This is a genomic window from Prevotella sp. FD3004 (assembly GCF_000746155.1).
Taxonomy (GTDB): domain Bacteria; phylum Bacteroidota; class Bacteroidia; order Bacteroidales; family Bacteroidaceae; genus Prevotella.
Genome location: NZ_JQKR01000012.1, coordinates 167,537 through 185,447, shown reverse-complemented (window position 1 = coordinate 185,447; position 17,911 = coordinate 167,537). Strand labels below are relative to the sequence as shown.

The 17,911-nt window shown below is 44.6% G+C and carries 16 protein-coding genes; 8 read left to right on the top strand and 8 right to left on the bottom strand.

Going from position 1 to position 17,911, the window contains the following annotated elements; translation table 11 throughout:
* Positions 1-60 precede the first annotated feature (60 nt).
* Positions 61-1,623, bottom strand: coding sequence for a tetratricopeptide repeat protein (locus T325_RS04260; protein WP_036910715.1), 1,563 nt, complete (start codon positions 1,621-1,623; stop codon positions 61-63).
* A 155-nt stretch (positions 1,624-1,778) separates the two neighbouring features.
* Here T325_RS04260 and T325_RS04255 point away from each other — a divergent pair, with 155 nt between their 5' ends.
* The gene (locus T325_RS04255; protein WP_036910713.1) at positions 1,779-3,794 is read left to right on the top strand and encodes a beta-galactosidase; all 2,016 of its coding nucleotides are present in this window, start codon (positions 1,779-1,781) and stop codon (positions 3,792-3,794) included.
* A gap of 12 nt (positions 3,795-3,806) precedes the next feature.
* On the opposite strand, the gene ybeY is transcribed toward T325_RS04255, so the two are convergent.
* The 5 genes from ybeY to T325_RS04230 form a co-directional block, all read right to left on the bottom strand.
* The gene (gene ybeY / locus T325_RS04250) at positions 3,807-4,217 is read right to left on the bottom strand and encodes an rRNA maturation RNase YbeY (protein ID WP_036910711.1); all 411 of its coding nucleotides are present in this window, start codon (positions 4,215-4,217) and stop codon (positions 3,807-3,809) included.
* Positions 4,218-4,241: 24 nt separating this feature from the next.
* The gene (gene coaD, locus T325_RS04245; protein WP_036910709.1) at positions 4,242-4,691 is read right to left on the bottom strand and encodes a pantetheine-phosphate adenylyltransferase; all 450 of its coding nucleotides are present in this window, start codon (positions 4,689-4,691) and stop codon (positions 4,242-4,244) included.
* 30 nt (positions 4,692-4,721) lie between these two features.
* Positions 4,722-5,756 (bottom strand): Holliday junction branch migration DNA helicase RuvB, encoded by a 1,035-nt coding sequence (gene ruvB, locus T325_RS04240; protein ID WP_036910868.1) that lies wholly within the window; start codon positions 5,754-5,756, stop codon positions 4,722-4,724.
* A 74-nt stretch (positions 5,757-5,830) separates the two neighbouring features.
* The gene (locus T325_RS04235; RefSeq protein WP_197051312.1) at positions 5,831-7,501 is read right to left on the bottom strand and encodes a DUF2207 family protein; all 1,671 of its coding nucleotides are present in this window, start codon (positions 7,499-7,501) and stop codon (positions 5,831-5,833) included.
* A complete protein-coding gene (locus T325_RS04230; RefSeq protein WP_051949692.1) occupies positions 7,482-8,048 on the bottom strand; it encodes a LemA family protein in 567 nt (188 codons plus the stop codon). The genes T325_RS04235 and T325_RS04230 overlap by 20 nt, the downstream gene beginning before the upstream one ends.
* 287 nt (positions 8,049-8,335) lie before the next feature.
* Between T325_RS04230 and nrdD the strand changes: the two genes are divergently transcribed.
* Genes nrdD through T325_RS04215 form a run of 3 tightly spaced genes read left to right on the top strand, consistent with a single transcriptional unit; the run spans position 8,336 to position 12,061 of the window.
* Positions 8,336-10,438 carry an anaerobic ribonucleoside-triphosphate reductase gene (gene nrdD, locus T325_RS04225; RefSeq protein ID WP_036910703.1) on the top strand — a complete coding sequence of 701 codons (2,103 nt, stop codon included), beginning with the start codon at positions 8,336-8,338 and terminating at the stop codon, positions 10,436-10,438.
* A gap of 3 nt (positions 10,439-10,441) precedes the next feature.
* Positions 10,442-10,909 carry an anaerobic ribonucleoside-triphosphate reductase activating protein gene (gene nrdG / locus T325_RS04220; RefSeq protein ID WP_036910701.1) on the top strand — a complete coding sequence of 156 codons (468 nt, stop codon included), beginning with the start codon at positions 10,442-10,444 and terminating at the stop codon, positions 10,907-10,909.
* 21 nt (positions 10,910-10,930) lie between these two features.
* On the top strand, positions 10,931-12,061 hold the full coding sequence (locus T325_RS04215) for an SGNH/GDSL hydrolase family protein (protein ID WP_036910699.1): 1,131 nt from the start codon (positions 10,931-10,933) through the stop codon (positions 12,059-12,061).
* A gap of 35 nt (positions 12,062-12,096) precedes the next feature.
* On the opposite strand, the gene T325_RS04210 is transcribed toward T325_RS04215, so the two are convergent.
* Positions 12,097-12,651 (bottom strand): DUF3332 domain-containing protein, encoded by a 555-nt coding sequence (locus T325_RS04210; protein ID WP_036910697.1) that lies wholly within the window; start codon positions 12,649-12,651, stop codon positions 12,097-12,099.
* Between the two features lie 21 nt (positions 12,652-12,672).
* Positions 12,673-13,629: a tRNA dihydrouridine synthase DusB gene (gene dusB / locus T325_RS04205; protein WP_036910695.1), complete on the bottom strand. Its 957-nt coding sequence runs from the start codon at positions 13,627-13,629 to the stop codon at positions 12,673-12,675.
* A gap of 143 nt (positions 13,630-13,772) precedes the next feature.
* Between dusB and T325_RS04200 the strand changes: the two genes are divergently transcribed.
* The 4 genes from T325_RS04200 (at position 13,773) to T325_RS04185 (ending at position 17,842) form a co-directional block, all read left to right on the top strand.
* A complete protein-coding gene (locus T325_RS04200; protein WP_036910693.1) occupies positions 13,773-15,263 on the top strand; it encodes a vWA domain-containing protein in 1,491 nt (496 codons plus the stop codon).
* Positions 15,264-15,392: 129 nt separating this feature from the next.
* Positions 15,393-16,028: a hypothetical protein gene (locus T325_RS04195; protein ID WP_036910691.1), complete on the top strand. Its 636-nt coding sequence runs from the start codon at positions 15,393-15,395 to the stop codon at positions 16,026-16,028.
* A 9-nt stretch (positions 16,029-16,037) separates the two neighbouring features.
* Positions 16,038-16,583, top strand: a complete 546-nt coding sequence (locus T325_RS04190; protein WP_036910689.1) for an RNA polymerase sigma factor — start codon at positions 16,038-16,040, stop codon at positions 16,581-16,583.
* A complete protein-coding gene (locus T325_RS04185; RefSeq protein WP_036910687.1) occupies positions 16,580-17,842 on the top strand; it encodes a porin family protein in 1,263 nt (420 codons plus the stop codon). The genes T325_RS04190 and T325_RS04185 overlap by 4 nt, the downstream gene beginning before the upstream one ends.
* The last annotated feature ends 69 nt before the right edge of the window (positions 17,843-17,911 follow it).

The following is a 17,911-nucleotide window of genomic DNA, read 5'->3' as shown; positions in this document are numbered from 1 at the left end:
GAAATATAGCCGTTTGCATATCGCGCAACGCTTTTTAAATGGTAAAAATGAGACATTTTTCTAATCTTTATTACTCATGTTTTCTTCGTTTTTCAGTTTAATTCGTGACTTGATAGAGCGTATGGCACTCTTTCCAATACCAAAGATGTATTCAATATCTTCATCGCTTTTGCCCATATTCTGAAGAATCAGGTATACTTTATATCGTGGCGAGAGATTATTATATTCAGTCTCTAAACGGATACTAAAAGAGGCATCAACGAGGTTGAAGTAATCAATGAATATGAGATAATCTTGTTTGCTCCAGTTGACGACACTGCCTCCTTCATTGATATGATCGTATAGTTGCTTACCCTTATAAATGGCTTTGGCCTGTTTTTCTTGAAGAGATATGAGATTATCTCTTAACTCTTCTTTTTCGGAAAGTTGGAGGTCTTTAAACTTGTTGTTGTATTTCTCTATCAGCATTTGTCTTTGCATCAACTCTTTCCTGACCTTCAGATACCTATATTGGTGATGGAAGATAAGGAAGGCTATACAGGCAACAACTAAGATGGCAATAATCAGTGCCATATGGATAAGATCAGATTGCCTTTTTTCCTTATAAAGTATATCATATCGCAACTGTATGCGACTTAAATCCTGTTTAATGTCATTCTGTATAGATGTCAAACTGTCTTTTTTTAGCAGTACACGACACGCTTTCTCGTATTCTTTGTCTTCCATATGCAATGTCGTGAGTTTTCTTACAATATAGATGGCGTCTTTGCCTGTACTGTATGTGAGTGCGCTATCCAAATGCTCTTTTGCTGCCTGTCTGTTATTATTTTCTCCAATTTCAATAAATGCTAATGAAGCATAAGCATTAGGGTAATTCTTAAATGTTATAGCTTTATGTAGATATTTCTTCGCTAGTTCAATATCTTGATAGGACAGAATAACGCCGATATTTGTATATACCTCAGCCATTGTCTCCTTTTCCAAATACTTTTCGTAAGGAAGTATTTTGTTGATGTAGTAGAGTGCACTGTCTTTCTTGCCCATAAGATAATAGGCCGAGGCCAAGGCGTCAAGTGCGTAGACATACCAGTTCTTGTTTTTTTCTTGAATCGCTTGTTCCAAGTTCCTTCTTGCATATTTTATACTGACCTCGTAAAGGCCGGATAAGCCAAAAACGGAACATTGTAACTCGTCAATCTTATGGTGCAGGGCTACATCCTGAATGCTCTGCGCTTCGAATTCTGCGCATTTTAGGTTGTTGATAGCCTTTTCTGTTAGTCCAGCCTCATTTTCCAATGCAGCTTTATAGAAATAGGCCTCAGCCAGATTCCTCTCATCTCTCTTTTTGCTGAAGTAGTCTATACTATAGTTGATACCGTCAAAAGATTTTGGATGAAGATATTTCTTATATGTGATAATTGCTTCTTGAAGATAGTATATAGCTTTCTCTTCTTCGTTGAGTTCATTTATATTAATCAAGTCCATATAGGCTTCAGCTTCAGCAAGAGAATCTTCTTTAAGGCAATAGCTAATTGCTTCCAGGCTCTGATGGGTCGGACTGGTGCAGCAAATGAGCATAAAAGTAGCAATAACAAAAGGAATAAATCTGAGTTGCCGGGCCATTTGTTTATTTTTTGGCGACAAAGATAATGTTTTTTTGAATTATCACCAAACAAAATCGACGTATATAGTTTAATAAAATATGTTAATTATAGAAGATGAATTGTGTAAAATCATATAATTCTTTAGTAATTTTGCACCCAAACAGACTACCTAAGATGAGAAAGAAGTTTTTTTTGTTGACGACAATGATGACCGTCTATTTGATGAGTGGGGCCCAGATCCGAGACGTAAGTTGGGATGCCTACAGTCTAATGGCGGATGGTCAGCGTGTAGTTCCTGCTATGGGCGAAGTGCATTACTCACGTATTCCTACAGATGAGTGGGAGGCTGAGATTAGGAAGATGAAGGCGGGCGGCATAACGATTATCGCCACCTACGTGTTTTGGAATCACATTGAGGAACAAGAAGGCGTGTTTCGTTGGGACGGACAACGCAATTTGCGCCATTTCATCGAGATTTGCCAGAAAGACGGGTTGCCTGTGGTTCTTCGCCTAGGCCCATTTTGTCATGGAGAGGTGAGAAACGGTGGTATACCCGACTGGATGTTCTCTAAAAACTGTAAGATGAGAGACGAGAACCCTGTATTCCTTGGTTATGTGGAACGTTTTTATCGACAGATTTTCACTCAAGTTCAGGGACTTCAGTGGAAAGATGGCGGCCCTGTGGTGGCGGCTCAGTTTGACAACGAGTATCGTGGTCGAGGAGAATATCTGATGGCTCTGAAACAGATGGCTACAAAGATTGGTTTCAATCTGCCTTTCTATACTCGTACAGGATGGCCAGAGTTGGCTACTCCTGTACCTTTTGGTGAGATGCTACCCCTTTATGGAGACTATGCAGATGGCTTTTGGGAACGTAGCATTGAAGAAACGGCAGGCAACTACTATAAAGCTTTCAACTTTAAGGCATTCCGTTCGTCGACGGCCATTGCAACAGAACAACTAGGAGAGCAGAAAGAGCGTCTGAACAAGGGCGATGAGCAATATCCTTATTTTACATGTGAACTCGGTGGTGGTATGATGACGGCCTATCACCGCCGTCCTTACCTCTATCCAGAGGATGCTTATTCGATGGCAGTGGTAAAGTTGGGTAGTGGCTCTAACTTATTGGGCTATTATATGTATCATGGTGGTACGAACCCAGAAGGGAATACTTATCTGAACGAAACCCAGCGTACGATGGCGACAAACTATAATGATTTGCCTGTGAAGACCTATGATTTCCAAGCACCGCTGAATGAGTTCGGGCAGAAGAATCCTCAATATTATCTGTTGCGGAAACTCCACTTGTTTATGCAGGATTGGGGGAGTATATTGTCTACGATGGAGGCGGGTTTCCCTTGTAAACAGGATATCTCAAAAGGCGACGATTCGTTCCTTCGTTGGTCATATCGTTCGAGAAATGGTAGTGGGTTTATCTTTGTGAACAACTATGAGCGTTTGCAGAATCTTTCCACTAAGCGAAATGTCAAGTTGGAGGCTTGCGGTGTGAGATTGCCTCTACTCAATATTCCTGCAGGCTGTATCTGTATCTTCCCAGTGAATATCGATGGCATCAAGTATGCTACAGCACAATTGGTGGCTAAGCGTGAGGGGAAGATCTATCTGGAACAGATAAAAGGCATTCCAACCACGTTAGCTGTTGGTGATAAGGTGTTGCGGAACCTGAAGGTCAAAGGGCCTGAGACGCCAGTTTATAAGAACTATTATTTGCTCACATCTGAGCAGGCAGGGCGCTTGTTCTTAGAAGAAGAGGCTCGTCCTGACATCGCCATTAATGTTCCCGTTTTTAATAAGATAAAGGAGGCTGGCCCTTTTCGCACTATTACTATCGGTGTAAACAAGGTGGCGGAGGAACCAACAGACGAAGACTTTGACGAGGCAGCTGTCTATACCGTTAACCTGCCAGAGACTTCTAGAGAAGGAAACTTATTGAATATTGATTATCGTGGTGATGTGGCCCGCCTTTATGTTGACGGAAAACTCGTAGATGACAACTTCTATAATGGACGCCCCTTCCAATATGCCTTGTGGCGCTTGCCGGAAGGTTGCACCCAATTAGAAATCCGCATCCTTCCTTTGCAAAAGGATATGCCCGTTTATTTCCCTCGTGAGGCTGATATAACACCAGGGGAGGAGATTAGGCATATAACAATCATCCCCGCCGATTAGCGGGGATGATTGTTATCTCATGGCCAAAGCCCTATCTTCTGCTGCTTCCATGATTTCGCGCTCACCTGGGCCTTTGTCGTTGATGCCGCAAAGGTGAAGTATGCCGTGGATAATCACGCGATGCAACTCTTCATCATAAGGACGGCCAAATTTGTCAGCATTGGTGAATACGGTGTCCAAAGAGATAAACAGGTCGCCATTAAGCGTTTTCCCTTCGGTATAATCAAAGGTAATGATGTCTGTATAGTAGTCGTGACCAAGATATTCGTTGTTGACTTCCAATATCTTTTCGTCATTAACGAACATATAGCCTATCTCGCCAACTTTCTTACCATAAGACTCTGCCACTTGGCGAATCCAGTTGGTTGTTTTTCTTTTTTTGATGTTAGGGAATTTCACCCCTTCAGCTTCGTATGAAATCATAAACTATTCACTTTTCGTCATTATTCATTTCCTTTTCGGCAGAAAAGGATTGATGTCGACGCCGAAATGCGCCAATTCTCTTAAAGCACTAGAAGATACACTAGCCAACTCTGGCTCTGTGTAGAGCAGAATGGTCTCAATACCCCCTAAGCGACGGTTAAAGTCGGCTTGCCACTGTTCATGCTCAAAATCGTTGATGGTACGTACTCCTTTTACGATGAAATGGGCATTTTCTGCTTTGGCGAAGTCGATAGCAAGACCTTGATAGACCTTCACCTCAATACGAGGCTCCGCACTATATAAATCAGCAATGGCCTTTATTCGTTCCTCGGCAGAAGGCATGTCAGGCTTGTGTACATTATCACCTACCACACCGATTACCAGACGATCAAATAGTGGTAATGCCCGTTGCACGATAGAATCGTGTCCAATGGTGAACGGGTTAAAGCTCCCAACGAAAATACCTGTTCTCATAACTTCTCACTTCTCACTCTTCGCTTTTTACTACTCAAACAGATTCGGTTCCATGATGTTGCCGCCGTAAGGGTTGCGCCCAAAGTGGCGATAGGCCAACTCTGTTACCATGCGGCCTCTGGGGGTACGTTTGATAAATCCTTCCATGATAAGGAAAGGCTCGTAAACCTCTTCTACTGTACCGGCATCCTCGCCGATAGCAGTCGCGATTGTTGTAATACCCACGGGGCCGCCACGAAACTTGTCGATGATGGTAAGCAGGATCTTATTGTCGATTTCATCGAGACCATATTGGTCGATGTTCAGTGCTGTCAGCGCAATCTTGGTAATCTTAGTGTCAATCTTACCATTACCTTTTACTTGAGCAAAATCGCGCACACGACGTAACAGGGCATTGGCGATACGAGGCGTTCCTCTTGATCGACCTGCAATTTCCAAAGCAGCATCTTCTGTGATGGGAACACCTAGAATACCTGCCGAACGTTCTATGATGGCTTGTAGGGTTTCGGGCTCATAATACTCCAAATGCATATTGATGCCGAAACGAGCGCGGAGCGGTGCTGTAAGCAATCCGCTGCGAGTGGTAGCGCCGACGAGCGTAAAAGGATTCAGGTCTATCTGTATGCTTCGTGCTGAAGGTCCCTTGTCAATCATGATGTCGATGCGGTAATCCTCCATTGCCGAATAGAGATACTCCTCTACAACAGGTGACAGACGATGAATCTCGTCAATGAAGAGCACGTCGTTCTTCTCAAGTGAGGTTAGGATTCCAGCCAAATCACCAGGTTTGTCGAGTACAGGGCCTGAGGTAATCTTGAATCCAACACCCAGTTCGTTAGCGATGATGTTAGAGAGTGTGGTCTTACCCAATCCTGGAGGGCCATGAAGCAAAGTGTGGTCGAGGGGCTCACCACGATATTTGGCGGCCTCTACAAACACCTCCAGATTTTCCACCACCTTCTGTTGTCCGCTGAAATCGCGGAAACTTAAGGGGCGTAAGGCGTTCTCAAAGTCTTTCTCGCCTTGTGAAAACCGTTCTTCCCGTATGTCGAAATCTTCGTCCATCATAATCTGGGGGCAAAATTACGAAAAAAGCCACAGACTACAAAATATCTGTGGCTATTTTTGTTTTCTGTGATTTATCTCACACCGCCGCCGAAGCCGCCCCCAGAGAAACCTCCGCCACCACCTCCCCATGAGGAGTGACCGCCATGGCCAGAGGCACGGGCCTCGCGAGCTGCCTTCTCGGCCACGGCACGGGATGTGCCGGAGTGAAGTGTAGAATAGATGATAGGCAACGTCATATCATCGGCCATTTGGGATGCCACCTGGTCCATATTGAAGTATTCGGGGTTGATCTTCTTCATATCTTTGATTACTTGGTCGGCAATGCCGAAGAGGGTAGCGTAGATCATGTAGTCCTTCCATAGCGTAACCTCGTTTACATGGCGCTCGTCAAGCAATGAGAATTCTTTCAGGAACTTTTTGAGGCCGAACACCTCACGAACCTCGTCGAGGTGTTTCTTGTAGTAGGAGAGATCTCGTTTGGTGTGTAGGGTGTTGATAAAAGATTCGATGGCACTCTGATTCTTACTACTCTTCATATAGACCTTCAACTCACGGGGTTCCAGTACGGTGTCATCGCCAGCGGCCACTTTGAATATGTTGTGAATCTTACGGAGCAGCAGGGGCTGGTCGGCATAGTTCTGCAGGTCGTGGATGACGAAGTTCTTTGCTTCGGCAAAGTGGCCAGAGGTCGAGCGCTGCTCGGCATTGCCTTTGAGTTGTTGTTCGATGCTGATGGCGCCCATGTCGATGAGTTTCAGGATACAGGCGGAGAGCAGGTTGTTGTAATCAGAACCAAAGTATCTATAAGCATTGAGCATGTTGTTAGCTTGCTGCAGATTGCCTTTCATGGGGATGTCACGATACCAGAGTAGGTCTTTGTTGGCTTTTCTTCGGGCTCGGAAAACTGAAATGATATGCCAGATGAAGGCAATGGCAGGTACAACGAAGAACCCAATGACCAGGGCAAGGAGAATAAACGTGTCTTCCCATGTCCAATCATCATCGCTATTGTAGTCACTGCCCTCAAGAGCCTGTTCTTTCTTGTGCTCAAAGGTGTCGTCTTCTTGGATAGTCGGTTCGAATATACCTTTGTCGAACCTTACCATAATATATAGGGCACCGTTGTTACCGAAGTCCTCCGTGTTGTATGCGATGATTTTTCCATTCTCGAAGGCGAGTTCACCTCCGAAGCGAAATCCCCAAATGCCACAATTCTCTTCGGTTAATTGCACCGAGTCTTCTGCCTCGATAGACAGTTCGGCTTTATTGGGCTTTGGTGATGCATTCTGATCAAGGAATAAATGACGGATGGCATCGGCGTCAGGGTAGGCACGGACGAGGTTGGTGATGGTATAGCTGGTAATATAAGTACGATTGCCGTTGTCGCCAAGCCCCCAGCAGAGTTCGTATCCATTGTCCTTATACACAATGCCACATTTGCCTGCTTTCCAGTTACGACTACGGTCGACATCCCAACTGCCAATGTTCTCAAACTTGGTACCGCTTTCGTCATACACTTCCAAGTCATGCACCTCACTGCCGCTCATTCCCCCCAATCCAATATAACATTCTGTGCCTTCAGAGTCAATCTCCATCTGACGGGTTTCTGTGATGTGTGCGTCACCATTCTTGCTCAGCACCACGCGGATGTTGAGATTCGAGAGATATGGACGGGCTGAAATATTTGTTGCTGATGCGAAGAGCACCAGCAACAAAAACAATCTATTTTTTAAATGCTTCATCGAGATTGGGATAACTCTTTTTTTGTTCTTCATCGACCTTCAGATATTCTTTTTGGTCGAAGTGGAGCATGGAAGCAACGATTGATGACGGCCACTGGCGGACCATGCGGTTCATCTTGGTTGCGGTATCGTTGTAAATCATACGCGACATGCGAACATTCTCTTCATACTGCTTTACACCTTCCTGAGTTTCCTTAAACAAATCGGCAGCTTTCAAATCAGGATAGGCTTCACCGATGGCGATCAGTCGTCCCATCACCTGCCCCAGGGCACTCTGCTGTTCGTTCACAGCTTCAGGTGTGTTAACTTGTTCGCCACGGCGTTGTTCAATCACTTTAATCAGTGTTTCTGATTCATGCTGAGAATATTGTGCAGCCATCTTTGCCAAAGCCAGTACGGCATCCCAGCGAGAGTTGAGCTGAACCTCAATTTGACTCAGGGCGTTCTTGCACAATTCATCAAGATTTACCAACGAGCGTTGGGTTGAAATGAAATAACCAATGACGATAACCGCCAAAACAATAATGATAATTAGTGCTGTACTCATAATTGAAATAGTTTGGTTTAATGATTACTATTGTTTGCAAAGGTACAACGAACAAATTAATAATCCAAGCTTTATTCGATATTTTTTATAAAGCGGGTAATTTTGGGGTGTTAATTTAAGTTAACCTATTTGTAAGGTATTGATGGTTTTGGGGAAATTTTGTATCTTTGCAGCCAGTTGGAGTTTTCCAAAACGGGAAACTTTTTTCGATTTCAATAGAGAAAAGTTTTCCAAAATGGACAACTTTGAGAGACGATGAGGCGATAAACATTAACAGAACAATAACAATGGAGATTAAAAACTTTACTATTACCAAAAGAGACGGATCTAAAGACCAGTTCTCGTTAGACAAAATCATGAATGCCATCGTTAAGGCATTTGAAAGTGTGAAAGAACCGGCAGACTTGGGTATTGTTTCCAAGATTCTGAATCACCTCGACATGCACGACGACATCACCGTGGAAGATATCCAGAACCAAGTGGAAGAGGCGTTGATGCGTGAGGGGTATTACAATGTTGCCAAGTCATTTATCCTCTATCGCCAGCAGCACACAGAAGACCGTGAAACCCTGGAGAAGATGAATTTCCTTTCAGAGTACATGGAGTCAGTGAACGCTGCAACTGGTTCAAAGTATGATGCTAATGCCAATGTGGAGCATAAGAACATAGCAACGCTGATTGGTGAACTGCCTAAGTCGAACTTCATCCGTCTTAACCGTCGCCTCTTGACCGACCGTATTAAGAAGATGTATGGCAAGAAGTTAGCAGATGAATACATAGACAAGCTAACACACCATTTTATATATAAGAACGACGAGACGAGCCTAGCCAACTATTGCGCCTCTATCACTATGTATCCTTGGCTTATTGGTGGTACCGTTGCCATTGGCGGTAACTCCACAGCTCCAACAAATCTGAAATCGTTTGCTGGTGGTTTTGTTAATATGGTTTTCATGGTCAGCTCTATGCTGAGTGGCGCATGCGCCACACCAGAGTTTCTGATGTACATGAACTATTTCATTGGTAAAGAGTATGGTCTCGACTATTATAAACGTGCCGACGAACAAGCTGACCTTAGTTTGAAGCATCGCACGATTGACAAGGTTATTACCGATTATTTTGAGCAGATAGTCTATACGCTGAATCAGCCTACAGGCGCCCGCAACTATCAGGCCGTGTTCTGGAATGTGGCATATTATGATAAGTATTATTTTGAGAGTATCTTCGGTGAGTTCTATTTCCCCGATGGTTCTAAGCCCGATTGGGAAGGCCTCTCTTGGTTGCAGAAGCGTTTTATGAAGTGGTTCAACCATGAGCGTACCAAGACTCTACTTACTTTCCCTGTTGAGACGATGGCTCTGCTCGTTGACGAAAAAGGCGAATGCAAGGATAAAGAGTGGGGCGATTTTACTGCAGAAATGTATTCAGAGGGTCATAGTTTCTTCACCTATATGAGTGACAATGCAGACTCACTGAGTTCTTGCTGTCGTCTGCGTAATGAGATTACTGATAATGGCTTTAGCTATACCCTCGGTGCCGGTGGAGTATCTACAGGTTCTAAGTCTGTATTGACAATCAACCTTAATCGTTGCATCCAATATGCAGTAAATCACAATCAGGATTATCTTGAATATTTGGGTGAGGTTATCGACCTTTGCCATAAGGTCCAGTTGGCATACAATGAAAACCTGAAAGAGTTACAGCAGCATGGCATGCTGCCTCTCTTCGACGCGGGCTACATTAATATTGGTCGTCAGTATCTCACCATCGGTATCAACGGCTTGGTTGAGGCTGCCGAGTTTATGGGACTGAAAATAACGCCTAATGATGACTATCTGCATTTTGTCCAAGGTATTCTCGGACTCATTGAGAAATACAACCGTGAGTATCGTACCAAGGATGTGATGTTTAACTGTGAAATGATTCCTGCCGAGAATGTAGGTGTGAAACATGCCAAGTGGGATCGTGAGGATGGCTATTTTGTACCACGCGATTGTTATAACAGCTATTTCTATGTGGTAGAGGACGATTCGCTTACCATCATCGATAAGTTCAAACTCCATGGTGCGCCATACATCGAGCATCTGACAGGTGGTTCTGCCCTCCATATGAACCTTGACGAACACTTGTCGAAAGAGCAGTATCTGCATTTGTTGAAGGTGGCTGCCAAGGAAGGTTGTAACTACTTTACATTCAACATCCCCAATACTGTATGTAACGATTGTGGGCATATTGACAAGCGCTATTTGAAGGAGTGTCCTCACTGTCATTCTAAGAACGTTGATTACATGACTCGTATCATTGGCTATTTGAAGCGTGTAAGCAACTTCTCTCAGGCTCGTCAGGAGGAGGCTGCCCGCCGATATTATGCTCCGGAGAATAAATTGTAAACTATGCTGAAATACGTCAATACGGGAATAGTATTTCAGGAGATACCCGACGAAGTGACACTGGCAATAAACATCTCTAATTGCCCGTGTCATTGTCCTGGGTGTCATAGCTATTATCTTTGGGATGATGTTGGGCTACCGCTGAATACCGAAGCTATCGACGACTTCGTGAAGACGTTTGGCAGCGACATTACATGTATATCTTTTATGGGAGGCGATGGCGACCCAAAAGCTGTGAGTCAGCTAGCCCTTTATATCCATGAGATGTATCCAGAGTTCAAGGTGGCATGGTATAGTGGTAAGACTGTTATCTCTTCTGTCATTAATAAGGCTGATTTTGACTATATCAAGATTGGCCCGTTCATCAAGCACTTAGGTCCCCTAAAGTCGCCAACAACCAACCAGCGCCTGTATCGCCAAAACGATAATGGTGAGTTTGAGGATATTACTTCCCGTTTCTGGAAAAAATAACTAAATATAACCAACAAAACAATGAATAAGTTTTTTCTGCTGACTCTATTGGCTTTAGTCGGTGTGTCAGCAAAGGCTAATGTGAGTGTGCCCCTTAAAGGGGCTTTTATCAGTCCGACCGACAAGCATATTCTGTATGCAGGCCGTATCAGTTTTACCAATCCCGAGCGTCCTGCCTTCAATTATCCCGGTGTTCAGATTGTAGCTGCTTTCGAGGGTACGTCGATTCGAATGATGGCAAAGCCTTGTAGCGGTTATTTCATGGCTCAGATAGATGAGGCAGAACCATTCAAGGTGGCTTTCCGTGGGGAGCGTGATTCTGTGGTGACTTTGGCTACGGCTCTGCCAGATGGTTGCCATACCGTTCGCCTGATGTACATTATCGAGGGTTATGAGTTTTATCCTGAATTTTGGGGATTCTTGCTTGACCAGGGGCGGGCACTTGTTGAGGCTCCAGCCCTTCCTTTAAGGAAGATAGAATTTGTGGGTAACTCCATTACTTGTGGTTATGGCAACGAGGGTTTGAAGAAAGAGGAGCATTTCGAATACGAGACAGAGAATCATTATTATTCCTATGCTTCTATCGCAGCACGTGCACTTGAAGCCCAACATTGGGTGGTTGCCCGCAGTGGCATTGGCGCCTATCGTAACTATGGCGACGTCAAGACAGGCTCTCCACGTTCTTGTATGCCTGTTCAGTATGAGTATACGGGGTATGCCTATGACTTAAAAGTGCGTAACGAGGCCAGTTTCCTGAGTGAGAAGTGGGATTTTAGCCGCTATCAGCCTGATGTGGTTTGCATCAATCTTGGCACCAACGACCTGTCTACCAATAACTACGATGTAAAGTTGCTAAAGCAGGGTTATCAAAAGCTTTTGGAGTTGGTACGTCAGCATAATCCTCAGGCTAAGATTGTACTTCTCACTGGTTCAATGCTCTACAATCAGGAATTGGAAACGGCCAAGCAACTGCTCGACGAGGTGAAGGTTGAAGCCCAGAAAGCTGGTGACAAGGAAATATATCGTTTCGATATGTCTCCCATTGCAGGTGATCCTTGGTATGGTAACGATTGGCACCCAAATATTTATCAAGATGAAAAGATGGCAGCCGAACTGACTGCCTATCTCAGAGAATTGATGAAATGGTATTAAAAAGAAAATCCCTGTATTTGGCAGGGATTTTCTTTTTATCGTGCAGCAAAGAATAGCCCATCGCCAGCACTCATCTGCGCCTCGAAGACACCCTGCTCGTTAAGTGAGAAGTCTTTCTGCTCTCCGTTAATGATGGTGCTGATGCTCTTGCCATCGGGGTTGAAACGGAAAATCTCCTGAGTCACGCCGTTCTGAGTCATCGACCAGCTATTTTCTTTCTTATTGTGAGTAAACAAGGTTACGGCACCCTCAGAGTCTGTTACCTCATAACCGTTTTTCAGGTTCTTTACGGTGTACATTCTGCCGTCTTTACCAACGACCTGTTGGGTCTTACCAACATTTGAAGCTATGGGGTTCTCGCCGCTCCAGAATTCGATGGTATTCAGTACCAGCGAGTCAACCATCAGGGTTACAGGAACACATACAATATCAAGCACAAAACCGATGATGGCATTCAGGTATTTATTGTCAGTCATACGGAGCTCCCACTGAGCATACTTGTTAAACAGGCTGTAAGAGCCGATACACGAGTTAAGCAGGAGTCCACCTGCAACGAGGCATGTAGCCACTTTCAAAGTTACTTTTTTCATTTCGAAATCATTTAATAAGGATTAATATTGTTGATTTAATCTCATTCTTGTTTCTTCAAGTATGCCAAGCAAGTCGTTCATCGTCTCTGCTCTGAGCATGGCAATACGTGTTTGTCGGAAGTCGGGTATACCTTTGAATATCGGTGTAGCTGCCAGATGTCGACGCGTGTGCAGAATGCCGCGCTTTTCATCGATGCGCTCTACATTGATACGAAGCAGTTCTTCCAGTAGATCGAGTTTCTGATCGAAGGTTAGTTGCTTACGACTGAATATCCAAGGACATCCGAATGTGGCGCGGCCTATCATCACCGCATCCACGCCGTAGGTGTCGAAGGCTTTGTCGGCCTCGTCGAGTGAATGGATGTCGCCATTGCCTATAATAGGAATATGTATGCGTGGGTTGCGTTTCACTTCGCCTATCAGAGTCCAGTCAGCCTCACCAGTATACATCTGGCTGCGAGTGCGTCCGTGGATGGTTAATGCCTTAATGCCGCAATCCTGCAACTGTTCTGCCAGCGTGGTGATAACTAGTTGCTCGTGATTCCAGCCCAGTCGGGTTTTCACCGTTACGGGCAGTTTTACGGATTCTACCACCTTCTGGGTGATCTCCAGCATCTTAGGAATATTCTGAAGCATACCTGCGCCAGCACCTTTGCCAGCCACTTTCTTTACTGGACAACCAAAATTTAAATCTATTACGTCAGGCCCAGCCTGTTCTACAATTTTGGCAGCCTCAACCATCGCCTCCACGTCGCGTCCGTAGATCTGTATGCCGACAGGGCGCTCTGTGTCGCTGATAGTGAGTTTCTGAATCGTAGACTTTACGTCGCGTATCAGCGCCTCGGCACTTACAAATTCCGTATACACCATCGCTGCTCCAAACCGCTTGCATAGCAGTCGGAATCCGATGTCTGTCACGTCCTCCATAGGTGCCAGAAACACAGGTCTGTCTCCAAATTCTACATTACCTATCTTCATATTCGGTGGCAAAGGTACGAGTAAATAGTCAAACTTGCAGATTATTTATTGCTAAATAAGTTTAAATCATTGCTTTCTCATGCAGTGTCTGAAGCCAAATACAGTTATAAGGATATATGAAATCATTTAAAACGAAGATGATAATGAATAAGACATTTGCAAGGTTGGGCCTGATAGCTATGAGTCTGCTGGCTGTAGGATGTGATACGACTAACGTTGATGATACGGTTGGCAGTTTCTATGCTGACTATAACAAGGATGCATTTGAGCAGTGCAAACCTCGAGGAGACAAGTTCGACGAGTTTTCCGACAATCCTTTTGTATCAGTTGCAGAGCAGCATGTTTCCACCTTTTCTGTTGATGCCGATGGTGCCTCTTATGCCGTTATGCGGCGTTATCTTTCTTCTGGTTACACCATCGATCCGCAGAGCGTACGCATCGAGGAGTTTCTGAACTATTTCACCTTTGATTATCCTAACCCTATAGGCAGTGAGTCGATAGCCATCAATGCCGAGGTGGGCGACTGCCCTTGGAATGCAGGTCATAAGTTATTACGCTTGGGCATTAAGGGTAAGAGTCTTGCTAAGAGCGAGGTGCCTAAGGCCAACTTCGTATTTCTTGTCGATGTCTCTGGCTCCATGTATACTGACGACAAACTCAAACTGCTGAAGTCTGGACTCATAGAACTCGTCTACAAGCTGAATCCTGACGATCGCATCTCTATCATCACCTATTCTGGTGAGGTAAAGAAGTTGCTTGAATCTACGCCAGCCCGTGAAGCTGCCAAGATCAAGTCTGCCATCAGCAAACTTCAGGCTGAAGGTTGTACCAATGGTGGCGACGCTTTGAAGATGGCCTATGAAGAGGCTTTGAAAAACTATGATGCAAAGCGTAATAACCGCATTGTCCTAGGCACTGATGGCGACTTCAACGTGGGTGTCACCAATATTGAGATGTTAGCAGGCATCGTTGAGAAGTATGCCAAGCAGGGCATCTATATGACCTGTCTTGGTTTTGGAATGGGCAACCTCAACGACGCCATGATGGAGCGTATCAGCAACTTAGGCAATGGCGCTTACCATTATATAGATTGCGAAGATGAGATGATGAAAGTCTTCGTAACGGAGCGTGAGCGCTTTGTCAGTGTGGCTAATGATACTAAATGTCAGCTCACATTCGATTCCAAGCTCGTCAGCAAGTATCGTCTGATAGGTTATGAGAACCGCGTGATGAATAATGAGGATTTCGACAACGATGCCAAGGACGCGGGTGAGATTGGGGCTGGCCAGACTATTACCGCCCTCTATGAGATAGTACCTACGGATGAATTTAAGAATAATCCCAAAAGCACGTTTTGTACCTTCGATGTCCGATATAAGCGCAGTCTGAGCGACGAGAGTGTACCCATGCAGCTCAAAGTCGCTGTCGAGGAGTCCGCAAAACCGGCCTCAGCCAATCTGAACTTCGCCAGCGGCGTGGCCGCCTACGGCATGATCTTGCGCAATTCGCCTTACAAAGGTGATGCCACTTACGACATGGCCTGTCGCCTTATCAAGAGCAGCCTTAGCTTCGACCCCGATCATCGCCGCTCAGAACTCTTAAACCTCATCACCAAAGCCGCTCAAACGAAATAAATATAGTACCATCCGACAAGGGTGGTGCTTTTCTTCTCATAGTTAAACAATCTTAAAAAGGGCGGTTTTCATGCAAGGTTTAATCCTATACTCAGTTATAACAATAAACATATATTCAAAATTTAGGATATGAAGAGACTGTTTTTGTTTATGGTAGGTGTCATTCCTTTGGTAATGTCATGTAGCAAAAGTGATACTGATGATATTGCTTCCGCCATATATGAGGATAACGATAAACTTCTAAAGGAAATTGCGACAATGTCTAGAGGTTCTTTTGGAGTTGCATGGACAATAGATAATAATCCGGTAGACACGGCAACATTTTCAAATCAGGATAATTTCTCTTTACCAGTTATTTCCCATTTTCCGATGGAATATTTCATGAAGATTCTTTACAGTGGTCGTAATCCTGAGGACTTTAAAGAAGAAAATCTCAGATACAATCATTGGTCGTCATGGCAGATGGATTTGGCGTTTGTCGGATTGTCAACCAAAAACGTTTATTTTTCAAATACCTCATTAGATCCAAGCGCAGCATTTATATTGGATAATGTGTATTACCAATGTAAGATGTGGACAAATACAGGACAGTCTGCAATTAAGCAGACAGCTTTGATATACGATATGGATAAAGATGTATGGTCTGGAGTGATGCCATTAGATAGCCTTTCCATTACAAATATGAAGACTTCTGAGACAAGAACATTGCGTGGGGGTTCTTCCCCGATACTCATGTCATTCCAGACTACGGGCAGAAAGAAATAAGAACGTAAGGTGGAGACGGAACAGCAACTGCTCAATGCGATAGTAAGTGGTGAAAGTCAGGCGATGCGACGCCTGTATGACCGCTTTTCAGGATATACTACGGCAATAGCGCTGAGGTATATTCCTGATTATGACGCAGTCAGAGATGTTTTGCAAGACAGTTTTGTAAGCATTCTGACCAACGTTCGTCAGTTTGATTTTCGTGGCGAGGGAACGCTGAAGGCCTGGGTGGCAAGAATCGTAGTCAATCATGCCATTGACTGGATTAAGGAACATGAGAGAAACATAACAATATCAGATATGCCTAAGGAAGTCGTAGACGATGATGTGCCAGATGTTGACGACGTGCCGCCAGATATACTTGATGCGATGATAGGACAATTACCCGTCGGATACAGAACGGTGCTCAACTTGTATGTCTTCGAACAACTCTCTCACAAGGATATAGCCAAACGACTGGGTATCAAGGAGTCTTCCTCGGCCTCACAGTTCTTTCACGCAAAGAAGTTATTAGCAGAAATGATTAGAAAATACAGATATTCACAAGCAATATGAAGCAAGAAAAACCACAGGTAGGCAGACAAAATCCAGAAGCGGATTGGACGAACAAGCTACGCGGCAAGCTGGCAGACCGCGAAAAGCCAGTCCCAGCAGGTTTGTGGGCTGATATCGAGGCGCATCTTCAGAAAGAGGGCACCGTGAATCGGGTTGAGGCTGAAGCCACAAAGCGCCCTGTCCGTCTTCTGTCTTTGTGGACCAAGCGTATCGCTGTTGCAGCAGCCATTATTGGGGTGATGACCTGTAATGGTTTCCTGATGTGGGAGATTAGCCATGAGCAGAACGCCCAAATGGCAGAGAAAATAACGGTGAATACGCCAAAACGTGCTTCTGAAACAGGAATAATGCACGAGAAGGTATATGAAATCCATCCGAATGCATTTATAGCGCAGAAGATGTTGTTACAAGCGGATATAATTCACTCGAATTCACCAGAAAAGGCACCAGAAGTGTTAAATCAGGAAGTAAAAACGCCCATTTCATCGGAACCTCCTGTTGAAGAGCCTCAAAGGGCTATGACCAGCTATCAGGAACAGGAACCGCTTAACCAGTTCTACGAGAATCTGGCACAGACTACGAAGAAGAATAAGCGAAGCCGTATGAGTTTTAATCTATACGCCCAAGGAGGTGGGGGTAGTCAGATGAGTACTAATGGGGTCGTCATGAGTCCGTCGATGGCAAGCAGTTATAACTATTATGGCCATTTGCTTGCCCCCCATGGAACGCGTTCTGATAATGAAATTATCTATCTTGTGGATTATAAGGAACGCCAGAAGCACTATCAGCCCGTTTCGTTTGGCTTGACAACTAACATTCCTGTCACGTCGCGGCTTTCGTTTACCACTGGTTTGGTTTATACCCGTCTGCATTCAGACTTTACCAGCATTATTGGAGGATTTCCCCTTTTAAAAGAGCAGACATTATATTATCTGGGCGTTCCATTGAGTGTGCAGTATCAGTTGTGGAATTATAAGCGACTGAGTGTCTATGCGTCTGCAGGCGGACAAGCCGACTATAACCTGAGGGCTCACATGGAGCAGCAAGGCGTAGATTATCCTGCCTATCGCGATCGCTGGCAGTTCTCTGTTCATGGAGCAGCTGGTGTTGAGTATGATGTGATTCCGCAATTGGGCATTTATGCGGAGCCTGGCGTAAAGTACTATTTCAACAACGGAAGTAATGTCAGCACCTTCTTTAAAGACAAGCCGACAAGTTTCAACCTGCAACTTGGTTTACGCCTGAATCTGAAGAAATAAAAGAAAAATAAAGTGGGAGTTTAGACGGAGCAAATCCAGACTTTACTCCGAGTAAACTCCCACTTTACT

Coding starts and splice junctions, on each gene's coding strand:
- T325_RS04260 (WP_036910715.1), bottom strand. CDS start 1,623: ATGGCCCGGCAACTCAGATTTATTCCTTTTGTTATTGCTACTTTTATG.
- T325_RS04255 (WP_036910713.1), top strand. CDS start 1,779: ATGAGAAAGAAGTTTTTTTTGTTGACGACAATGATGACCGTCTATTTG.
- ybeY (WP_036910711.1), bottom strand. CDS start 4,217: ATGATTTCATACGAAGCTGAAGGGGTGAAATTCCCTAACATCAAAAAA.
- coaD (WP_036910709.1), bottom strand. CDS start 4,691: ATGAGAACAGGTATTTTCGTTGGGAGCTTTAACCCGTTCACCATTGGA.
- ruvB (WP_036910868.1), bottom strand. CDS start 5,756: ATGGACGAAGATTTCGACATACGGGAAGAACGGTTTTCACAAGGCGAG.
- T325_RS04235 (WP_197051312.1), bottom strand. CDS start 7,501: ATGAAGCATTTAAAAAATAGATTGTTTTTGTTGCTGGTGCTCTTCGCA.
- T325_RS04230 (WP_051949692.1), bottom strand. CDS start 8,048: ATGAGTACAGCACTAATTATCATTATTGTTTTGGCGGTTATCGTCATT.
- nrdD (WP_036910703.1), top strand. CDS start 8,336: ATGGAGATTAAAAACTTTACTATTACCAAAAGAGACGGATCTAAAGAC.
- nrdG (WP_036910701.1), top strand. CDS start 10,442: ATGCTGAAATACGTCAATACGGGAATAGTATTTCAGGAGATACCCGAC.
- T325_RS04215 (WP_036910699.1), top strand. CDS start 10,931: ATGAATAAGTTTTTTCTGCTGACTCTATTGGCTTTAGTCGGTGTGTCA.
- T325_RS04210 (WP_036910697.1), bottom strand. CDS start 12,651: ATGAAAAAAGTAACTTTGAAAGTGGCTACATGCCTCGTTGCAGGTGGA.
- dusB (WP_036910695.1), bottom strand. CDS start 13,629: ATGAAGATAGGTAATGTAGAATTTGGAGACAGACCTGTGTTTCTGGCA.
- T325_RS04200 (WP_036910693.1), top strand. CDS start 13,773: ATGAATAAGACATTTGCAAGGTTGGGCCTGATAGCTATGAGTCTGCTG.
- T325_RS04195 (WP_036910691.1), top strand. CDS start 15,393: ATGAAGAGACTGTTTTTGTTTATGGTAGGTGTCATTCCTTTGGTAATG.
- T325_RS04185 (WP_036910687.1), top strand. CDS start 16,580: ATGAAGCAAGAAAAACCACAGGTAGGCAGACAAAATCCAGAAGCGGAT.